The following is a 20,100-nucleotide window of genomic DNA, read 5'->3' as shown; positions in this document are numbered from 1 at the left end:
AGCAGTTTCAAATAGAAGAGAAACTATAGATTTTCAGGTATGAAATAAAGAAAATAAGCTTACCCGCAAAGGCAGGTTATTGATCTTTTACAAGGGCTGTAATGTTCTGGCGAGAAATCACTGAATCCGTTATCAACGTGAAACTTTTCTTTTCTGTAACGCCCAAGAGAGCCGCCTCACAGCAGCCCCTTGAATTCCGTCGGCGAAATGCCTACATACTTCTTGAACTGCTTGTAGAAGTATCCCATTTCCCAGTATCCCACGCTTCTTGCGATTTCATGCACCTTCAGGTTCGTCGAGCGGAGCTGTTCCTTGGCCTTATCAATCCGGTAACGGTTCATATACTCCGCAAAGGATTCACCGGTCGTCTTATGGAACAGCTGTCCCAGATATACCGGATGAATATTGAACATGAAGCCCAGCTTCTTCAGTGACAGGTCCTCACTGTATGATTTCTCAATATAATTCAGCACCTGGTTCACTACCGGGCTCTTCAGCTCCCGGTCCAGCAGCCCGATGATGCCTGCCGAGGTCTGCCGGAGCGCAGCGGACAGTGCGGGCAGCGAATTCGCCCGGCGGATCGCCGTCAAGCCCTCGGCAATACACTCACGCTCCGTTTCACTGCGGATATCCTTGATCAGCACCCGGAAGAACAGCATCCATTCCAGCGAGATCTCCTCCAGCATCGCTGGCGTTAATCCATCCATTGCGGGGGCCGAGAAATAGAGCTCCAGCTGCTCGGACAGCCCTGCCACATTCTTGGACATAATGAGCTTGGCGTAATCGCTCCAGTCTTCCGGCAGAACCGCGCCCAGATCCTCCTTCCGGTCCCGCAGCTGCTCATAATAGATGCTGCTGCGCTCCGGATGAATCTCCAGGAACTCCTGCGCCTGCTTCGCCTGCTCGTAGCTTGCGGGAGCGGCGTCCACTCCGTACACCGGCGAGCCTACGGCTGCGCGCAGCTTCTCACCGCCGGTGCATAAGCCGGCAATCTCCTCCAGCATGAACGCCATCTCCGCCGCTCCGGCGGAGGCTTCTTCGTAGTTATGTATCAGCACCAGATCATTGTCCGAATCCCAGAACATGAAGAACGAAGCCTCTGCCCCGGCGAGATCGGATACCCTCTTCCTGAAGGTATCCGTTGCCGGATCTACCTGCAGCAGGGCAACCTGCACATAACGGCTGCTGAGCGGCAGGCCGATCAGATTCAGCCGTTCGGAACGCTCCTGCGGATTAATCTGCCCCCGCAGCCAGCGCAGCAGCACATTATCCTTCAGCACGGAATTCGTATATTCCCACCACTGCATATCCAACCTGGAGACATTCAGCTTCTCCACAATCGTCTCCAGCGTCTGCTGGAATTCCTCCAGATTAATCGGCTTCAGCAGATAGTTCTCGATCCCGAGCGACAGACCTTCCTTCACATACATGAATTCATCGAAGCCGCTCAGCACCACCACCTTGAGATCCGGGCGGAATTCCCGGACAGCGCGGATCAGCTCAAGGCCGGTCATCACCGGCATGGAGATATCGGTAATCAGAATATCAGCGGGAATCTCCCGCAGCTGCTCCAGCGCCTCCTGCCCGTTCTCCGCCTGCCCCGCAATCGTGAGGCCCAGCTCCTCCCAGTCCAATATATCCTGCAGGCCGCTAAGAATGAACGGCTCATCATCCACAATAAACACCTTATACATCTGCGTTCTCCTCCTTCGGCGGGTATGGAAAAGTAATCGTAACCACTGTTCCGCTGCCCTCTTCACTCTCCAGCTCTACGCCGTAAGACTTGCCGTACATCAGTCTCAGCCGCTCATGAATGCTACGCAGCCCGAACGACTCGGACCCGGACAATTCGCCGTGATCCTCCAGCACCTCGCGGAGCCGAGCCAGCCGCTCCTCCGCGATCCCTTTGCCGTTATCCGTAACAACCGCGCGGATATTCTCCGGCTCGGCTGTGATCACAATACGGATCACATTATCAGTCTGCCCTGTCCGCATGCCGTGCAGAACATAGTTCTCAATGACCGGCTGCAGCGACATTTTGAGCACAGGAAGCTCTTCCAGCTCTGGACTGCATTCGATGGTGTATGCGAACCTGTCCTTATAGCGGATACGGAATAATTCCAGGTACAGACGGCAGGCCTCCAGCTCATCCTTGAACGTATATTTCTGCTTCGGACGGACATACGACTTGAACAGCATGGACAGGCTGTAGATCATTTCCCCCACATCCTTCGCCCCGCTCGAAATCGCCCGCATCCGGATAACCTCTAATGTATTGTACAGAAAATGCGGATTCACCCTGGCTTCCAGCGTAGCGATCTCCGTATGCTTCTGTTTGATTTCCGCCTTATAGACCTGGTCGATATACTGGTTCAGTTCATCCAGCATGCTGTTGAAGCTTTTGGCAATCTGGCCTAATTCATCTTCCTTACCGTCCACAATCCGGGTGTTCAGATCCCCGTTCTTGACTTTGCGGGTGAAGCGGATAATGCGGTGGGTCCGTTTGGCAAAATTAGAAATGAACATCGCCGGCAGCAGCACGGCAAACAGAATACAGACGAGTGCGATGGACACAATGGTGCTCCGCGCACTGCTGTAGGTCTCGGCCAGCTCCTGCTTAGAGATCAGGCTGATCACCGTATACCCCGCCTGACTCTGCGTCAGACTCGTGACAACCATTCCCTCTATCGTAAACTCCTCGCCAGCGTTAATCTCTTGCAGCTTTGGCAGCTTCCGGCCGTACCCCTTACCTGATGAATCGAAGATGACTTCATTCTGGGCCGAGAGCACGAGGATATCGCCTTTGAAATCCTGCTTATAGTTATTCATGGCCTGCCAGATCGCCTCGGAGTCGAAGTAGACCAGCAGCTGGCCGATATTGAGCAGCGAGGACTTATTGTTGATCGGCAGCTTCACCGAGAACAGCGGGGCTGTCGGCATCCCTATACTTTTCAGCACCCAAATGTTTGGAACAGAGACGACACTCTCCTCACCCAGAACCATCGAATCGGGGACGAAGGAATGCGCCGCATTGGTCGAGATCCGCTCGAACTGCCTGCGGTTGTCGTAATAATACATGACCTGCTGGTTGGCGCTGTACAGGATCAGGCTGCGGATATCGGGATCATCGTCAATCTTGTTCTGGAAATACTGGATGGCGTTCGAGGTGGACTGTTCTCCCAGCAGAAAGCGGTCCAGCCGGTGCTCAATATAATCGCTTAAGGGATTCTCCAGCAGGAAGGTCGTATTACTGGCCAGACTCGCGTCCCTATACACATCACGGAGCATATCCTGAACAGATTGATATTTGTTCTCCACATAATTGCTGACGCTCTCCATGCTCTTGCGCTGGATATCCATCTGGCGCTGCACCGCCGAATCCGAGATTAACAGCAGCACCAGGTAAGAGAAGGCGATAATGGTGGCTATGAAGATACAGGACACGATCAGCGTGAAGCGCAGGAACATATTGTCTTTAAAATACTTGCGGTACAGCGAAAGGCTTCGCATTATTCACCTCCTAACATAGTTGATAGCCTTGCAGGCGCGGCTAGCCGGGATACACAAGAAGCGCTCCCCCCTGCTAATTTTGCCAGAGGGTGAGCGCTTTGTGTATGTTGTGCAGAATGGGCGGTATCTATTCCCTAAAGTGCCTTACGGCGTTGGTTGGCCTTTAAGGTATACAGGCTGCGACTTGTTGCCGCTGTAATCCTCCATGACCACTGTAACTACTGCTGCGGTAGAGGTGAAGCTCAGCGCAGCCTTAGTCGTGCGGCCGCGGATAATCATCGGCTTCATGCCCGCAGCACCGGACAGATAGGTGACCGGGAACGACCGGTTCTGGCCGTCTTCGTTAATGTACATATACCGCCAGTCCCGGGTGCTTGGCATCGGCAGGTTCAGCGTGTTGCCGTTCCAGGACCAGTTCTCTGCATAAGGCTCGGACACCTTGTCGGTGAACGTTCCGTTATAGGTTATTTTATCGGTATTTCCGGCTTGAACGGTAACCGTATACTCATCTCCGTTCACCGGCATATTCTGGAACAAGGCTGAGGTTGCCCCCTGCGGCACGGTCAATTCCTTCGATACCGGCTGCGGCGTGGTAGTCCAGTTCACCGACTTCACTGTTACCTTGATACTTCCCTGGGCAGCGGCGGGATTCGTCCACTTCACCAGGAATTCTCCATTCGCAGCGGATTCGGCAGTCACCTTGGATACCGCAGCATTCAGGTCGAAGGACAGCGTGGCCGGATCGCCCTCAAGCCCGTCTGCACCTACAGCCGCCACCTTCAACACGCCGGATTTGGCCGGAAGCTTCTTGATATAGAAGGTCTCATCATACTTCCCGCCCACATAGATATCATTCACATATACATTGTATTGCTTCACCTTGGAGTAATCGGTATCCATGCTCCACTTCACGATCATCTCATCCGTGCCGGACAGTGCCTGTGCAATGGAAAGACTAGTAGGAGCCGATGGCTTGACCGCCGAGCCGTCATGAATCCGCAGTTGGCCGATATTCATCTGGTAATTGGCTGCTTGTGTGGCTCCAGGAGTGAACACCAGACCGAAGGCCGCGATCTCCCGTCCGGCATAAGCACCAAGATTAAGCTCGGCTGTGGTCCAGCCCGTGGTATGCTTCCCGCTATTTGCAACAGGAACCTTCACCACTTGATTCGGGTTGTCGCGGAAGATAAGTCCTGCGCTAAGCACAGAGCCATCATCGGCAGACGGCTTGTTGTAGACGATGGACAGCTTAGAACCAGCCTTCAAGGCAAGCTCGCTCTTGTAGAGACGCAGGAAGTTCTCGCTGTTCAGATTCCCGCTCACCGCCAGCGAGCTTCCGCCATTATAGCCGCCAAGTTGCTGGTAGTTCATGCGCGAATTGGCGGTCTGGTCATAACCCGGACCATAATCGAAGTCCACGTTCAGGCGATTGCCTGTAGTATCCTGCCACCATTGCCAGGTGACCGGAACATCCTGCAGGCTCATGTTCGACCATTCCGCTGCGCTGGATACCGCTCCACCCTTGTAATAGGAGAGGCCGTGACCGGTATTGAAGCTGGTATAGAAGTTGGCGTCCTTCACTACCGAGCGCTCGGCAATGACCGAAGCGACCCCCGGCCAGTAGCGGTTATCGGCATACACATCGGCCACCGTATTATTGGAAGACACGGCTGTATTCTTCGGATTTACCCGTGGTCCTGACCACCATAGCTGCTCGCGCAGGTTCGTCATCCATTGGTATTGGTTATCCGTGCGGTTCGAGACCGGCCAGGACTGATTCATATCCTCATCGAGACCAGCATGGACAAAATCCGCGCCCAGTGTCGCCAGGCTGGTCCGTGGAATTCCCCCGGCCAGCTTGCTGCTCAAGGCTGTGCCTTGCACGCTCTTGAAGCGGTCGCGCCCGGCTTCAAGTCCCGCGAAGCCGGTCTCAAAGAGATTGTAGCTCGTCCCCTGGGCCGCATTGAAGGTATTCAAGTAATTCGCCGCCGAGGTAATCTGCGAGCTGCCCATACCGTAATCGAAGAAAAACGAATTCGACACCGGCTTGTTGGCCGCTTTATCGTAGAGCATGGAGATATTATTGTTATTGAAGGTTCTAGCGAAAACATTGGCTCCCGTGGCTGTATTCAGGGAATCATACCACTGCACATACAGCCCGCCATCTTGGAGCGCTTTCATAAAAGCAATATAATCGGGAATATCCGCCGTCGCCACATTCGGATTCTGCTCCTCCTGATTCAGGAAGTACCCGTCATACCCGAAGTATTCGGCCATTTCAATCATTTTCTCAGCTACCGGGAACTTCCCGGCTGCATCCTTGACGATCATCTGCTTGTAGGTCTGCTGCCCCCGGTCATTGTTCGAGAAGAACACTCCGGCCAGCGACATAACCCCATTCTTATGCGCGGCATCGGTATAGGTAGGATTCGGAATATTCAGCATGCCGAACTCGAACCATTTCTGCTGCCAGTCAGACTGGGCCAGATCGTCGTAATATTCCGGCGGTGTATACGCTGTCGCTGTTCCGTGCCAGTAGGAATAATAGTCAATGTACTGCCAGAAGTTGAAGTGGTACTGGGCGAACTTGTTGGTGTACGGGGCATTCTCGATAAAAGCATTGCCATAATCCCCCGCAACATTCATCATCTGCACCGCCGGATTCAGCGCCGGATTGGCCTGAGTCTGCTGGAAAGGTGCAATCCGCTGCTGCAACGGCACCCTGGAGCGCAGAAGCGCCGCGTCCTGATCTCTCTGCGGACTCCAGTCCGCAATGTGCTGGCTGGTATAGCCGTGTACGCTGGGCTGATTCGCACCGTGTGCGCTTTCACCTTTGAACGGCCAGGTGTCTCCGGCCATCGCCGTCTGCGGCAGTAGGGTCACCAGCAGCGCTGTACCTAATACCGCTGAAGTCAGCTTACGAATTCTGTGTGTCCGGGATGTAGCTACCATTGTTCACTCTCCTCATTCTTCAGATTGATGAGAACGCATTCATAATAACTGGATGAATCTTCCTTCTGGGTAATGGTTATCAAAGTTACTATATAGCAGCACCTGCGAGGACTAATAGAAGCTAAATTAAAGATTCGCTGGTCAAATTAAAGAAAAGTTGTATTTGGTTTTTCGACTACAATCCGCCCGCGCGTCTCCGTCGCCGCCATTGTATTCGGTTTTTCGCACACATCCGACCCACTCGCACCCGCACCTGTCCAATGTGTTCGCTTTTTCGTATACATTCAGCCCGAGCGCCCCGCACCAGCACATTGTGTTCGGTATTTCGCCTACATCTGCCTCACTCGCACCCTTGCCACGCCAAAAAGCAGCCCCTCTAGGAGCTGCTTCATGGTTACCTCATATGTTACTTGCCTTCATTAATTTATCCGCCAGCTTACTCCGCATCCGGATAAGGATTGATACTCTGGATCGTGCCGTCGGCGTTGTACTTCAGCTCGGTGTATTTCACGCAGCGCTTGTGGTTGACGCCTTCAGAGAGGGAGCTGTCGTGATAGAACAGATACCATTTGTCTTCCACTTGCACGATGGAATGATGAGTTGTCCAGCCGATGACCGGAGACAGAATCTCGCCCTTGAACGTGAACGGTCCCATCGGATTCTTCCCGATCGCATACACGAGCTTATGCGTGGTTCCTGTTGAGTAGGACAGGTAGTAATCGCCGTTATATTTGTGCATCCATGGGCCTTCAAAATATCTGCGCTCCTCATCCCCGGCCAGAATCGGATTCCCGTCTTCATCGACAATCGAGATCTCAGCAGGCTTGCCCTGGAAGGACAGCATATCGTCGCTAAGCAGCGCAACTTGCGGTCCAAGCGCCGGCTGGTCGGCAGCCGGTCCTTCCGCATCCGGCACGAAGCTGCCGGTCTGCCACTTCTCCAGCTGGCCGCCCCAGAGTCCGCCGAAGTAGATATACGCCTGGTTGTCGTCATCTACCAGCACGGCCGGGTCAATACTGAAGCTGCCTTCCATATAATTCGGCTGCGGGGAGAACGGGCCTGCGGGAGACTCCGACGTTGCCACACCAAGACGGAAGATGCCGTCATGGTCGCGGGCCGGGAAGAACAGATAGTAGGTGTTGTTCTTATATGCGGCATCTGGAGCCCAGAGCTGCTTGGAGGCCCATGGAATATCTCTCACATGCAGCGCTTCGCCGTGATCGACCACCGGAGAATCGAAGCTGTCCATCGAGAGAACATGGTAATCTTCCATTTTATACTGGTCACCGTTATCATTGCTCGGCTCGTCATGATCCAGATCGTGGGAAGGATAGATATAGATTTTGCCTTCATAGACATGGGCGGACGGATCCGCTGTATAGATGTGAGTTACGATCGGTTGGTTAGGCTTAGGTGGTTGTTGCTGATTCATAAGGCATCTCCTTTGATATTGGAATAATAGAATCCTTCATAGTAAGCAGGGCTGGCATTCTCTGTACCGTTGCCCGAGGCATGTACGCCGAGGCAGACACCGGTGAAGCCGCCGTTGACCTCCGGGGACAGGACCGATACATGAACCGTCTCCGGGACTTCATGCCAGGACACCCCATCTGCCGAATAGGAGCAGTGGTAGGAATGGCCGTCGCAGCGGAGGCGAAGCTGAACGGCACCTTCACCGTTTACCTCATACTGGTGAACCTGCCGCTCCTCACCGTTCTTCACTACAAGCTCCATCACCCGGCGGCCGCTGCGGCAAGTAAGTCCCCAGAAAAGATATCCACGGTTGTTAAGCCGCGCAGCCAGTCCGGCATGCTCGCCTTCGGTCACCGGTGTGAAGTCAAGGCTGACGCCTGTCTCCATCCGGTGATGCTGCTGGCGGAGGCACGCGAACACGGCGGGCGCCTCATCGTCCAGCGTGTAGCTGTTCCCGCGCACGGTGAGGCTTCCCGTGCGTTCAGTCCAGGAATACCGTTCCGCTTCATAAGCGCGGAGGAATGCCCACTCTGGCCCGAAGCCGCTCTCCGGCGTAAAGCGCTGCACCTGTTCCTCCAGGCTGGACTCATCGTCGGCTATAACGGTGCCTTCATTATTGTCAATCATCGGCCAGCCGTCCTCCGTCCAGGTGACCGGAGCCAGGAAGGTCTCCCGGCCCAGCGGGGAATACCGGCCTTCCACGGGACGCATGCCCAGGAAGACTGCCCACCACTGGCCGGACGTATCCTCGACCAGATCGGCATGTCCAAGGCATTGAACCGGATGGTCCTTGAGTCCCCGGTGGGTCAGGATCGGCTCCGGCTTGTCCTCGAACGGGCCGTAAGGGCTGCTGCTGCGGGCAATAATCTCGCGGTGATCGCCCGCCGTGCCGCCGGAGGCGGTCATCAGGTAGTAGACGCCCTTGATCTTGTACAGATGCGGGCCTTCGACCCACGGGCCGTCATCGCCGCTCCAGATATTGACCGGCTCCGACAGCACTTCACCGGACAACGGATCAATCTCATACTGAATAATATGCGATTCATAGCCCGCACCGTTCTGCACCGTGACATAGGCGCGCCCGTCATCATCGAAGAACAGGGAAGGATCAATGCCCCCGTGCGGCAGCAGAATCGGATCAGACCAGGGACCCTCGGGCTTGTCCGCAGTCACATAGAAATTGCCGATGCCCCGCACATCGGTGGTAATCATGTAGAATCGCCCGGCATGATAGCGGATGGTGGCGGCGTAGATGCCTGACGAGCTCTTGGTGGTCCGCAGATCCAGCTGGGACTGGCGGGTCAGCACATGCCCTATCGGGGTCCAGTCGATCAGGTCCCTGCTATGGAAGATAGGCACACCCGGAAAATATTCAAAGGTACTGTTAATCAGATAGAAATCTTCATTCACACGGACCACACTGGGGTCCGGATAATACCCGGCAATTACGGGATTCCGCACATTCATGGAATGCATCATACCCTCCTCTGGAATGAAAGCAAGCGTTTACAATCGCTAGTGTTATTTTACAAGCCCGAAATGAACTTTCCTATGCGCAGACTAAAGAACTTCCCCCGAAAAAATGTGCAATTTCCGCCTACAACCGATTGTACTGGAAAAACACACCGGTTGCTCGCCATTTTGCTTGAGTTAATGGTCATTTTTTGCGGAGATTTAACGGCTACCCTGTAGTGGTCTCAAAAGTTAACAAAAAGCCGTCCCCCAACCATAATCTGGCTTGAGGGACGACCCTGATCTTGCTTATACAATGGTTATGTGATGCTTATACTTACGGATTAATCAGATTCGATTGAATCAGTAATCTTCGGATGGCAGCCGACGCCTCGGCGCGGGTAATATTCTCGTTCGGTGCAAGACGCTGTTCGTCTCTGCCCAGAATAATACCAGCTGCCAGATTCTGCTTCACATTAGCAATCGCCCACTTCGCTACCGAAGCGGAATCGGTGAAGGACTTCAGCAGTTGCTGAGTCTGCTCTTCGCTGCGCGAAGACTTCAGTTCTGTGATGCTCAAGGCTCTGCTGACAATTGCCATGGCTTCCTGTCTGGAGATATTGTTGTCCGGTCTGAAGGTTCCGTCCGGATAACCGGTAATCAGGCCGTTCTCGATAGCAACCTGAAGCTCCAGCCCGTACCATCCGCCTGCGGAGACATCGCTGAACGTAACAGGCTGCTCCCCATGGGTGACAATGCCGAGCGCTCTTGCCAGCATGGCAGTGAATTCAGCCCGTGTGATCGCCCGCTGCGGTTCAAAGACCGCTTCCTTCGTGCCGCTTACCACCAGTCTTGAGCCCATGTCATTGACATCCGGCTCACCCCAGTGCTTCGCTACATCCGGGAATTCCAGCGGATTCCAGATTAAGCCGAATTCTCCGCTCTCCAGGCTGTTGATCGTAGCGTAGTAACGTCCGTCTTTAACGGTTACATATGTCGGCTGGTGATAGATTGCACCATCCCGGTATAATACGCCAGTGGTAATCTTCATATCTGCCGGTACTTCAAGCGTGTACTTCGCCCAGCCGTGGCTGGTTACCTGTACCGTCTGTCCCTGATACTTCGCCTTAATAGAGAAGTTCACCAGAGTGTTACCAGGCTGTACCTTCTGCTTCGCGGCCGCAAGCTTGAAGGCTTCCAGGCTGTCAGAAGAGGATGCTGCCAGCTCAGCTGTGATGACAATGCCACCCAGATTGTCATTCTTCAGTCCAAACTGCTTGCTGAGCGCTGCCAGATCGATAGCAGCTGCGTCAAGCTTAATCGTGCCCAGCTTCGACTCGATCACAATTTCACTGCCCTTATTCTGCAATTCCTTCACTTGATCTGCGGTCAGCTCTACACTGGCCGAAGGAACTGTCTCGCCTTTTACCCCAGGGACAGTTGCAGGTGCAGTTGTAGTTGTAGGTGCGGGTTCAGTTTCTTTAACAGGCTCCGCAGCCTTATCTGTAATCCGTACAATCTGGAATGTACTGAATTTGTTAATCTGAATCTCCAGCGCTACAGGCTCGCCGCCCCGATTATACACAATTTCTGGCGTGTAGATTGTAATCTCGCCATCGCTGTGTTCAACGTACACCCGCAAGCTGTCCAGGAAGGCGTCGCGCACCCCGGAGCTTTGCAGCGGAATCTGATCCGCGAACTCTGACAACGGAAGCTGAATCCGCGTATTGATCTTGTCATAGTTAGTCTCAATCTCCCGTGGTGACCCAAGATTCTGAAGTGTCTTGTCACTGGCCAGCGCCAGCTTGGAAGAACCGTTCAGGATCGCGTTGCTCTGGACGTTCGCCTTCGCCTGCGGGTCCTTCACCGGTACAATCCGGAAATACAGGTCGGTAGCACTCGCATCAAGCTGTGCCAGGCTGGCTGCATCCAGATGGATCGAGCCGAGTGCAGTTACAATATCCAGTGAAGCCTTGCGCCCGGCAAGAATCGAAACGGCCGTTGATGGAATTTCAACTGCAATTTCATCCGCGCGCGCAAACAGATCATCCACATGGGTGATGGTTACACTCCGGTTGGCTGTATCCGGGTCATTCGGGTTCACGCCTTCCACAAGGTTATACACTTCATTCTCATCAATCACAATGGTGTCAATCTTCGTTCCGTTAGACAGGTTCGTTCTTAGAATGGTCACGCCCTGCTCCAGCGGCTTGCCGTCATTAGAGGTAGACAGTCCGGCTGTTCTGGACGTTGCTTCACGAACGGCACCTTCCTTGACTACGCCTTTCGCCTTCACAATCAGCAGGTATTGCTTGACGGCACTCTTCCCGCCCCGGGTGAAGGTTGCGGTCAGAATGACATTCGTATCCTTGGCCGGAAGGGTTACATTGCCCTTGGCCTGATCCGCATCCTGCTGGACAGCAATTACCGGAGTTTCACTGGAGGTCCAGGTAATCTTGGTGTCGTATTTGCCGGTCTGCAGCAATACGAAGGCTTCGGTGACACTCTCCCACGTATCACCAGGCGCGAAAGTGGCCGCCGTGTTGATTCCGGTGCTTCTTGCCGCATCCTCTGCAGCTTCCTGGTCGCTGAGCTTTTTGACAACAATTGTAAAGGTCTTGACCAGCGTCTCGCCCGGACGGTCAGGATCTTCCAGCTTCACAGTAAGCTCTACCGTCACATCCTGTTCATCCGGTCCCGGCCGCTTGATCCGTCCGGTATTCGTGAGCACATCCGGGTTACTGGAGGTCCAGGTCAGCACAGATCCGGTCTCCCCTGTCTTCGGCAGGAACAGATTCCGGGTCACCGACTCCTCTGAATCTCCCGGAGCATAGGTTACTTGAATATTCAACTCATCCTGAGGAAGATTGACCGGGCTGGTTCCTTTGACTGTGATGTAGAAATCCTTCTCCCGGAAAAAGCCTTCCTTAGCAACACGAGCTGTCAATCTTACCACCGTATCCTTCAGCGGACGCTGAACCTCACCGGTGCTGCTGACAATATCGCTGCGGTGGCTCGTCCATACTACATCGGAATCATAGTAGCCTTTCGAGATCAGTGTGATGGCTTGCGTTACGCTCTTCGCCGTATCCTGCCCCTGATACCCGATGGCCAGGAGTTCGGCAGCTTCATCAAGCTGAGCATCAAGCCCCTCCCGCTTCGCCTTAACCGTTACAATGAACTCCTTGGTGACGGTGACATTGCCTTTGGTAATTGTTGCGGTAAGGCTCACCTTCCGGTCCCCTTCATTAGCACCGGGACGGTTCACTGTACCCTCTGTACCGAGTACGGACTCCTCAGTGGAATTCCAGGTAATCGTGCTGCCATAGCTGCCCTCTGTAATCAGGTCCAGCTTCGTTTTCACCTGCTCCTGAAGCTCATTGCCTGCACGGATCTTCTCCCAGGTTAGAGCTTCCAGGCTCTCTTTCACAGACTCTTCGTCCGTCAGCGGATGCTTGACAACAGTGAGTATGAATGATTTGGTCTCTGTCACATCTCCCTTGGTGATGACCGCCGTCAAAGTAACGGTACGATCTCCATCCAGGTAGGAAGGCGCCTGAAGTTTGCCATCCGGTGTAATGACCCCTTCATCTGAAGAAGTCCAGGTGATGATGCTGCCATTCTCACCGGCCACCGGTAAATAGACATCTGAAGTCACTGATTCCTGGCGGATATTCTCTTCGCGAATGGTGTTCCAGGTCAGCAGATAAGTATCTTCGGTTACCGATTGTTTGTCGGTGCCGGCTTGTTTTTTGACCACAAGTACAAACGTCTTCGTCTGTTCAGAATCTCCATTCTTCAGCACCGCAGTCAGAGTAACCTCCTGATCCCCCTTGGCAAAGACAGGGCGTGTTACGGTCCCGTCCGGCTTAATAACGGCCTCATTGCTGGAGGTCCAAGTAATCGTGCTGCCGAAAGCGCCTGTCTCCGGTAAAAGCAGCTCTGACACAACAGACTTCTGCACCAGATTCGCTTGGCGGATAACATCCCAGGTAACGGCTGCCGCATCGCGGTTCACCAGTGACACCGTGCCCGGAAGCTGTACATCGAAGTTATTCGAGGTCACCGGCTTAACGCCATCTACAATGATGGACGGGTCTACCGTTACTGAAGCAAAGGCTGAAGCCTCAAGCTTGCTGGCCGCCTCCCCGGTAATCTGGATCTCCAGCACGGTGTCGCTGATACGCACCACCTTGTAGTCCAGGCCTTCCGGCAGATTGTTGAGGTGAACCCCTTCGCCAACCTCTTCGGTGAAAACACCGTTACGCAGGGTAACCGTCAGCTTCTCTGCCGCTGTCCCGTCGCCTGCATCGTGAATCACTTCAGGAGATACCGCAATTGCTGCCGGAGGGGAGCGGAACAGAATGGCGAAGGTTCCTGAAGGAATACCTGCAACCCTAACCGCTGCCCGGTCCACGCTGTCAGCAGACTTGTGGCTGGCAGCCTGCCCGGCAATAGCTACCGTAATCTGGGTCGGGCTGTCTATGGTTACTTTGCCCGGCGTCAGGCCCGGCGGCCAGTTCACCGCTTCAAGAGCCTCGATCACCGATTCATCGAAAGAACCGTTCTTCAGCTCCAGCACAAGCGCTCCCTCAATCTTGCCGTCATTCATCTCAGACTCATAGAGCAGCGGTGACTTGACCACCAGATAAGGCTCTTTGTCCAAGAAATCGAATTTGAAGGTGTTCGTGCTCAGGTCCACCGGACTTCCTGTCAGCTTACCGGAAGCCGCATTTACATAAGCTCCGTAGACATCGCTGGTCACGGTAGCTGCACCGGTGAATTTGAGCTCCAGCTCGGTGTCAGAGACTCTTGTCACTGTCGTCCCAAGACCGGCAGGCAGACCATGCACCTGAACATCGGCGGCATTGATTGTTTTATCGAATTTGCCACCAGTAAGCGTCACGCCGAGCGTCTCGGTGATCTCACCAGAGCCGTAGACGGCTTCGGATACAATCCCTTTATTCAGAGTCATCGCCGCAGGGTCCCTGAACGTTACACTGAAGGTTTTGGTCGTCAGACCGGAAGAGTTCCCAATCAGGTTCTCCTTATCAACCGTAACGGACAGATTGTTCGTTGTCGCATCCTTGCCATGGTTAACTGCAGCACCCGTCAGTGTGAAGTTAAGCTCGGTATCACTGAGCCGGGTGACATCGAAGTCAAGCCCTTCCGGCAGGTTGTTGATACGGATATGGCTTGGATCAATAGAATCAGCAAGGGTCGCACCGACTATATTCACCTTCTGGTTGCCGGTAACCGTTCCATCATTCGCCTTGGCTTCCACCAGTTCGGTGCTGGCACCTTCATCCAGCTCAATGTCAGAGATGACTTCACTGAAATCCCTCTCATCTAGACTTGTGTAATAGGTGAATTTCTTGCTCTCAAGCGGAGCCAACGCACCTGAATCCCAGGTGATGGTAATCCCCGTGTCCGCTACCACTTCCAAGTTCTTGGCAGTCGGCTTGTCATAAGCAGCTTCTGCATAAGGGTTCGTATTAGTGAATCCGAAGATGGAAGCTTTCGCCCGCGGGTTGCTTGAATAGAAGAAGATCGGCGCTCTTGAATTAAAGGCCTTATAGAGCGGGTCTTCATCCCCAGTAGTATTGGCTCTAACTACGGCGGCACCATCCTCTTCGATAGTGTGAGTCACCGTATTGGAGGTTTCAAATTCTCCGCCCTGATCGACTGTATTATCAGGGTCCATTGAGCGCATATACCGCGCCCCGTCCCATTTCTCCGCCGTTAGATTGGTCAGGGTTACATCGTTGCGGTAGAACTTCTGGTCCTCCTTGAAGCTGATCACCTGCTTGATCTCCATCGTGTCAGCCCAAGTGGAAGTTACAATAGCACTTAGCAGTCCGTCCCCCGTCCGGGAAGTATTTACCACTGTAGTAGGCATCTCTTTGGAACCTCTCACAGCTGCATTGGTTTTTGTAAATATATTCTCTCCCGACTGATAGCCGACAGCGAAACGCTCTTCGGGTGAACCCGGCAAATAATAATCTACCGGCAGGTCTTTACCTATGCCATATCCGTCATGATCAGCGCTCATACCTAGACTGCCTCTTGTATTCGTACCACGGAAATTGGCTGGTTTATTCCCCTCTGTACCGAAATCCCCCCAGTTACTGATCCCCAGTTCTATGTATTTTCCTCCCAGGAAAAGCTCTGTTCCGTCCAGGCCGCCGTATGCGGCTCTGGCTCCCCAATCCGCTGTATCTGCATACGCGGAATCAGGAGCAGCAGGAAACATAGACAGGATCATTGTGGGCACCATTAGCAGTGCGAGCAGCTTCTTAGGCTTCATTGTCTCACTCCATTCTTAGTAATTGAAATGCATGCTTATACATATAAAACCAAATCACTCTCACAAAATTCTCACAAATGATCGGAAAATGTCGATAACCCGGGCTAAAAGTCAAAAAAAAGAAGCAGAGCGCACGATTATACGTGAACGCCCTGCCTTATGGTGCTTAATTTCAGCTGCGGTTAGGTATGCTCTTCCCTAAGCCGGGAATACATCTGCTGCATACGCCGGTTCTGATCTTCAGCCGGAAAAAGCTGCAGCAGCTGGCGGTAAAACTCCTCATTCTGCGGTTCGGCCAGCAGACAAGCGTAGAACCGGTCCTCCGCTGCCTGAAGTGCACCACCCGATATGGCCTCGCTGATCAGCCGAATACTGAGCTTCTCGTAGATCAGTCGATAATTCTCTTCCAGAGAAATCTTCCATACATACGGCTTCCCCTGGAACAACGGCCCCCGGTACAAGCTAAAGAGCTTCTCCAGCTGCTCTAGATCCAGACGTTCACCCGTCAGTAACCGTCCGGTCTGCTGATATTGCATAACGTCATAGACGAATTCTCCGGTATCCAGCGTATAACCCTCAGAGGTCTTCTTGATCCTCATGGGGAGGCCGCCCGCCTCCATGACTCTTTTCACCCGATAGATGGCCGTGTGCAGATTGCGCAGAACCCGCTCTCCATCCATATCCGGCCAGAGCAGCTCGGACAGCTTCCATTTATCCGCCTCACGGTTAGGATGACAGAGCAGATAGGCGAAGAGTTCCTCTGATATCCGCGTAGGGAATTGGAGCAGCTGATGATCCGCGTTACGGACCTCCAGCCGTCCAAATCCCGTAACGGTTGGTGCTGGAACCGGGGTAGCGGCGGCAGCCCGCTCCGGCATGCTCCGGGAAGGCTGCTGTCTGGCAAGCCGGTTGTACACCCGTTCGATTGCTTTAGGGATAACGGGCTTGACAATGTAATCCAGGGCCTGTACATCGAAGGCTTTCACCGCATAATGCGTATGACCTGTTGTAAAAACAATGTGTGCTTGCTCCGAACCCTCACGGATTCGCAGGGCCAGCTCCAATCCGTTCATCTGCGGCATCTCCACATCCAGAAAGATAATATCCGGCTGCAGCTCCGGCAGCTGTTCAAGTGCCTCCGCAGGATTGGTGAACGTACCGGATATTGTGAAGCTCTCATGACGGCTGACCAGCACCTCCAGCAAATCCAGCGCAGGAATCTCGTCTTCCAAAATTACGGCAGTGTACACCTAAGCCACTCCTATGATTGAGTTTGACTTTTTACACATTTAGGATGAGTATAAATGATAATTTTACCAGTATTATTGATAGTATAGCTTAACTGCCGGATTGACATCTATGGTTTATTAAATTTAGATTAATTTTTCGCCAGCCTGTGCCAAACCGTTTACCGCCTAACCCTTCTGGCAAAATCCACAAACTGAAATTTGTCCAGCCGATGCCGGGACTCGGTATATTGGAACAGCACGGTATTCTCCAGATACACATAGTTGCGCACTACGACAATATGCGTATATTGCTTCAGGTCCAGCAGGCGCTGATCCTCCCCGGTTGAGGGCTCAACGGAAATCAGCTTTTTGGCATAACTGATCTTAAGACCCAGCTCAGACTCCAGGTATTCATAAATAGAGCCTGCTGCAATCTCCTTGCTCAGAAATGGGACGATATCTGAGCGGAAATAGTCTTTGTCCAGAATAATCCGTTCGGCTTCAATCTCTCTGGCTCGGATCACCTTCCATACCGGCGTCTCTTCAGTAATGTGCAGTTGCCGGGCCAGCAGGGAGCCTGCCGGCTCCAGGACCGTCTCCTCTACCAGTGTCCGCGAGGTAACCCCGAGCGTCCCGGACATTTCCTGAAATGAAATCAGCCCGGTCACAGGAAAATCCATCCGCGTCATATCCAGCACGAACGAGCCTTTGCCTTTGATTTTGTTAATATAGCCCTCACGGAACAAGAGATTCAGCGCCTTGCGCACCGTCTCCCGCGAAGTCTGGTAAGCCTCCGCCAGCTCACTCTCGGAGGGCAGCTTGGTTCCGGGCGCAAGCTGGCCGGAATGAATACGGTTGCTATATTCCGTATAGATCTGTAAATATATATTCTCTCTCATTTATAATCACCGCCCTATATTGTAACACGCCCTGGCTGCAGGACAGAGTATATAATTCTGTAATTCAAGTGGAAACGGCTTTACCGTCCTTTTAAAGGGCGGCATTCGTTTCAGCGAGAAATAGAAGGATAATTTATCATGTGCAACTTATAAATTCTTATATTTGTAGAAAAACAGCCCCGCAGGGCTGTCCTCCATTCCTTATATTGTATGCCTGATCCGCTCAGATCAACCCTTCAGATGAACCGTCAGAATACTTGTCTGCTTCGCCGTTGCCGGTCCGGTCTTCTCCTCAATCCGCTCCACCATATCCTGCCCTGCGGGGATAATGATTGGAGTGATTAATGGATACCCTGCGGCGCGGATGGCCTCCATATCGAATTCCAGCAAAAGCTCGCCTGCCTTCACTTTATCGCCGATATTGGCACGTGTGGTGAAGCCGCTGCCCTTGAGCGACACGGTGTTGATCCCGACATGGATCAGCACCTGGACTCCGCTGGCATGCTCCAGAATCAGCGCATGCTTGCTCTTAATCACATGGGCCACTGTAGCATCAAACGGAGCATACACCTTACCCTCGGCGGGTTCAATGGCAATCCCTTCACCCATCTGCTTCTCGGCAAATGCAGGATCAGGAACCTGCGCAAGCGGCACTGCCGTTCCGCTGAGCGGCGACGCCAGCTCCAGAATATTTACGGGCTCCTGCTCCTGCGAGCCTTGAACCGAGCTGCGGCTGTTCAGTTCCCCGCTTTTGGACGCAGGCTTAGCATCCGTCAGATCTGTTGCCTCTGACGGGCTTTTCGCTGCACGCTGCACAACTGCCCGGCCATACAGCACCGTGGCAACAAACGGCACAATCAGTACGATCGCCATCCCGATGAAGAATACGCCCCACTGGTTAGGGAAGATCGACAGGAAGCCGGGAATCCCTCCTACCCCAATGGAAGTGGCCCGGACCTGATTCACGGTCAGCAGCACTCCGGCCATCGCGGAGCCGATCATTCCGAAGATGAACGGATAGCGGTAGCGGATATTCACCCCGAAGATCGCCGGCTCGGTGACTCCAAGGAAAGCCGAGACGGAGGAGGTAACAGCCAGCCCCTTCGTCTTCTGTTCTCTAATCACGAACATCATAGCCAGTGCGGCCGCACCCTGGGCAATGTTGGAGAGCGCCAGCATCGGCCAGAGGAACGTGCCTCCTTCGCTGCCGATTAGCTGAACATCCACGGCCAGGAAGGTGTGATGCATGCCCGTAATGACCAGCAGCGAATAGAATCCGCCGTAGATTAAGCCGCCGAGGATGGCGAAATGATCGAAAATATAGATCAGCCCGGAGGTAATGGCATTCGCAATGCCGAACGTAACCGGTCCGATGATGGTGAAGGCCAGGAACCCTGTAATCAGCAGAGTCACGGGTGCGACCACGAGCAATTTGATCGAATCATGGACCCGCTTATCCAGAAATTTCTCAATGCTGGCCAGAATATAGGCCGATACCAGGACCGGCAGGACCTGCCCCTGATAACCGATCCGCTCCAGATGCCAGCCGAACAGATTCCAGGTTGGAACCGTCCCTTCCGTAGAAGCGTTGGCATAGCTGTAAGCACTTAATAAGTCTGGATGAACCAGAATCAGACCCAGCACAATCCCGAGCAGCGGACTGCCCCCGAAGCGGGTCACGGCCGCCCAGCCGATCAGAGCCGGCAAGAAGGTAAACGCCGTACTGGCAATCGTATTGATAATCGCCGCAATATCCTTCCACTGCGGATAGACATCCACCAGTGACTGGCTGAAGAAGATCCCAGGGCCGGTCAGCAGGTTATTGATCCCCAGCAACAGACCCGCAGTTACGATGGCCGGAAGAATGGGAATAAAAATATCGGCCAGCGTCTTGATCGCCCGCTGAAGCGGGTTCTGCTTGCGGGCAGCGGCTGATTTCACCTCATCTTTGGAGGAACGCGCACCGCCGGTCAGCTGAATCATCTCATCATAGACTTTATCTACTGTTCCCGGTCCGATAACAATCTGGAATTGTCCCTGGGAAGAGAATTGTCCCTTCACAAGGTCGTTGCGGTCCAGCGCCGCCGAATCCACCTTGCTCTCGTCATAGAGTGAGAACCTCAGCCGGGTAACACAATGCGTTGCAACCTCAATATTTTCCTTGCCTCCAACCGCCCGGACGATATCTTCAACATTTTTGCGGTCTATAGCCATATTGTCACTCCTCGCGTAGTTGATGAATGCTTACCAGTTGTTGCTTCTCTTAGCGCGCGTTGCT

Annotated in this window: 9 protein-coding genes; all 9 read right to left on the bottom strand. The window is 53.5% G+C overall.

What is annotated here, in order from left to right; all coding sequences use genetic code 11:
* Positions 1-176 precede the first annotated feature (176 nt).
* The 9 genes from MKY64_RS04530 to treP all read right to left on the bottom strand — a co-directional run bounded on the left by MKY64_RS04530 (position 177) and on the right by treP (position 20,036).
* Entirely contained in the window at positions 177-1,694 is a 1,518-nt protein-coding gene (locus MKY64_RS04530) for a response regulator transcription factor (protein WP_340951210.1), read from the bottom strand.
* Positions 1,687-3,510 carry a sensor histidine kinase gene (locus tag MKY64_RS04525; protein ID WP_340951208.1) on the bottom strand — a complete coding sequence of 608 codons (1,824 nt, stop codon included), beginning with the start codon at positions 3,508-3,510 and terminating at the stop codon, positions 1,687-1,689. The genes MKY64_RS04530 and MKY64_RS04525 overlap by 8 nt, the downstream gene beginning before the upstream one ends.
* 144 nt (positions 3,511-3,654) lie before the next feature.
* A complete protein-coding gene (locus tag MKY64_RS04520; RefSeq protein WP_340951205.1) occupies positions 3,655-6,462 on the bottom strand; it encodes an endo-beta-N-acetylglucosaminidase in 2,808 nt (935 codons plus the stop codon).
* A 436-nt stretch (positions 6,463-6,898) separates the two neighbouring features.
* On the bottom strand, positions 6,899-7,894 hold the full coding sequence (locus MKY64_RS04515) for a glycoside hydrolase family 43 protein (RefSeq protein WP_340951203.1): 996 nt from the start codon (positions 7,892-7,894) through the stop codon (positions 6,899-6,901).
* Positions 7,891-9,402, bottom strand: coding sequence for a glycoside hydrolase family 43 protein (locus MKY64_RS04510; RefSeq protein ID WP_340951201.1), 1,512 nt, complete (start codon positions 9,400-9,402; stop codon positions 7,891-7,893). The genes MKY64_RS04515 and MKY64_RS04510 overlap by 4 nt, the downstream gene beginning before the upstream one ends.
* Before the next feature lie 322 nt (positions 9,403-9,724).
* Positions 9,725-15,694 carry an S-layer homology domain-containing protein gene (locus MKY64_RS04505; protein WP_340951198.1) on the bottom strand — a complete coding sequence of 1,990 codons (5,970 nt, stop codon included), beginning with the start codon at positions 15,692-15,694 and terminating at the stop codon, positions 9,725-9,727.
* A 182-nt stretch (positions 15,695-15,876) separates the two neighbouring features.
* Entirely contained in the window at positions 15,877-16,944 is a 1,068-nt protein-coding gene (locus MKY64_RS04500) for a response regulator (protein ID WP_340951197.1), read from the bottom strand.
* Positions 16,945-17,102: 158 nt separating this feature from the next.
* Complete coding sequence (treR, locus tag MKY64_RS04495) at positions 17,103-17,822, bottom strand: trehalose operon repressor (RefSeq protein ID WP_340951195.1); 720 nt, start codon at positions 17,820-17,822, stop codon at positions 17,103-17,105.
* Positions 17,823-18,050: 228 nt separating this feature from the next.
* Positions 18,051-20,036 (bottom strand): PTS system trehalose-specific EIIBC component, encoded by a 1,986-nt coding sequence (gene treP, locus MKY64_RS04490; RefSeq protein ID WP_036731549.1) that lies wholly within the window; start codon positions 20,034-20,036, stop codon positions 18,051-18,053.
* Positions 20,037-20,100 lie beyond the last annotated feature (64 nt).

The sequence above is a fragment of the Paenibacillus sp. FSL R7-0210 genome (genome assembly GCF_038009085.1).
Classification (GTDB): Bacteria; Bacillota; Bacilli; order Paenibacillales; family Paenibacillaceae; genus Paenibacillus_AQ; species Paenibacillus_AQ silagei.
Note: the sequence above shows the minus strand (reverse complement) of the source record. Positions and strands in the feature narration are given on the sequence as shown.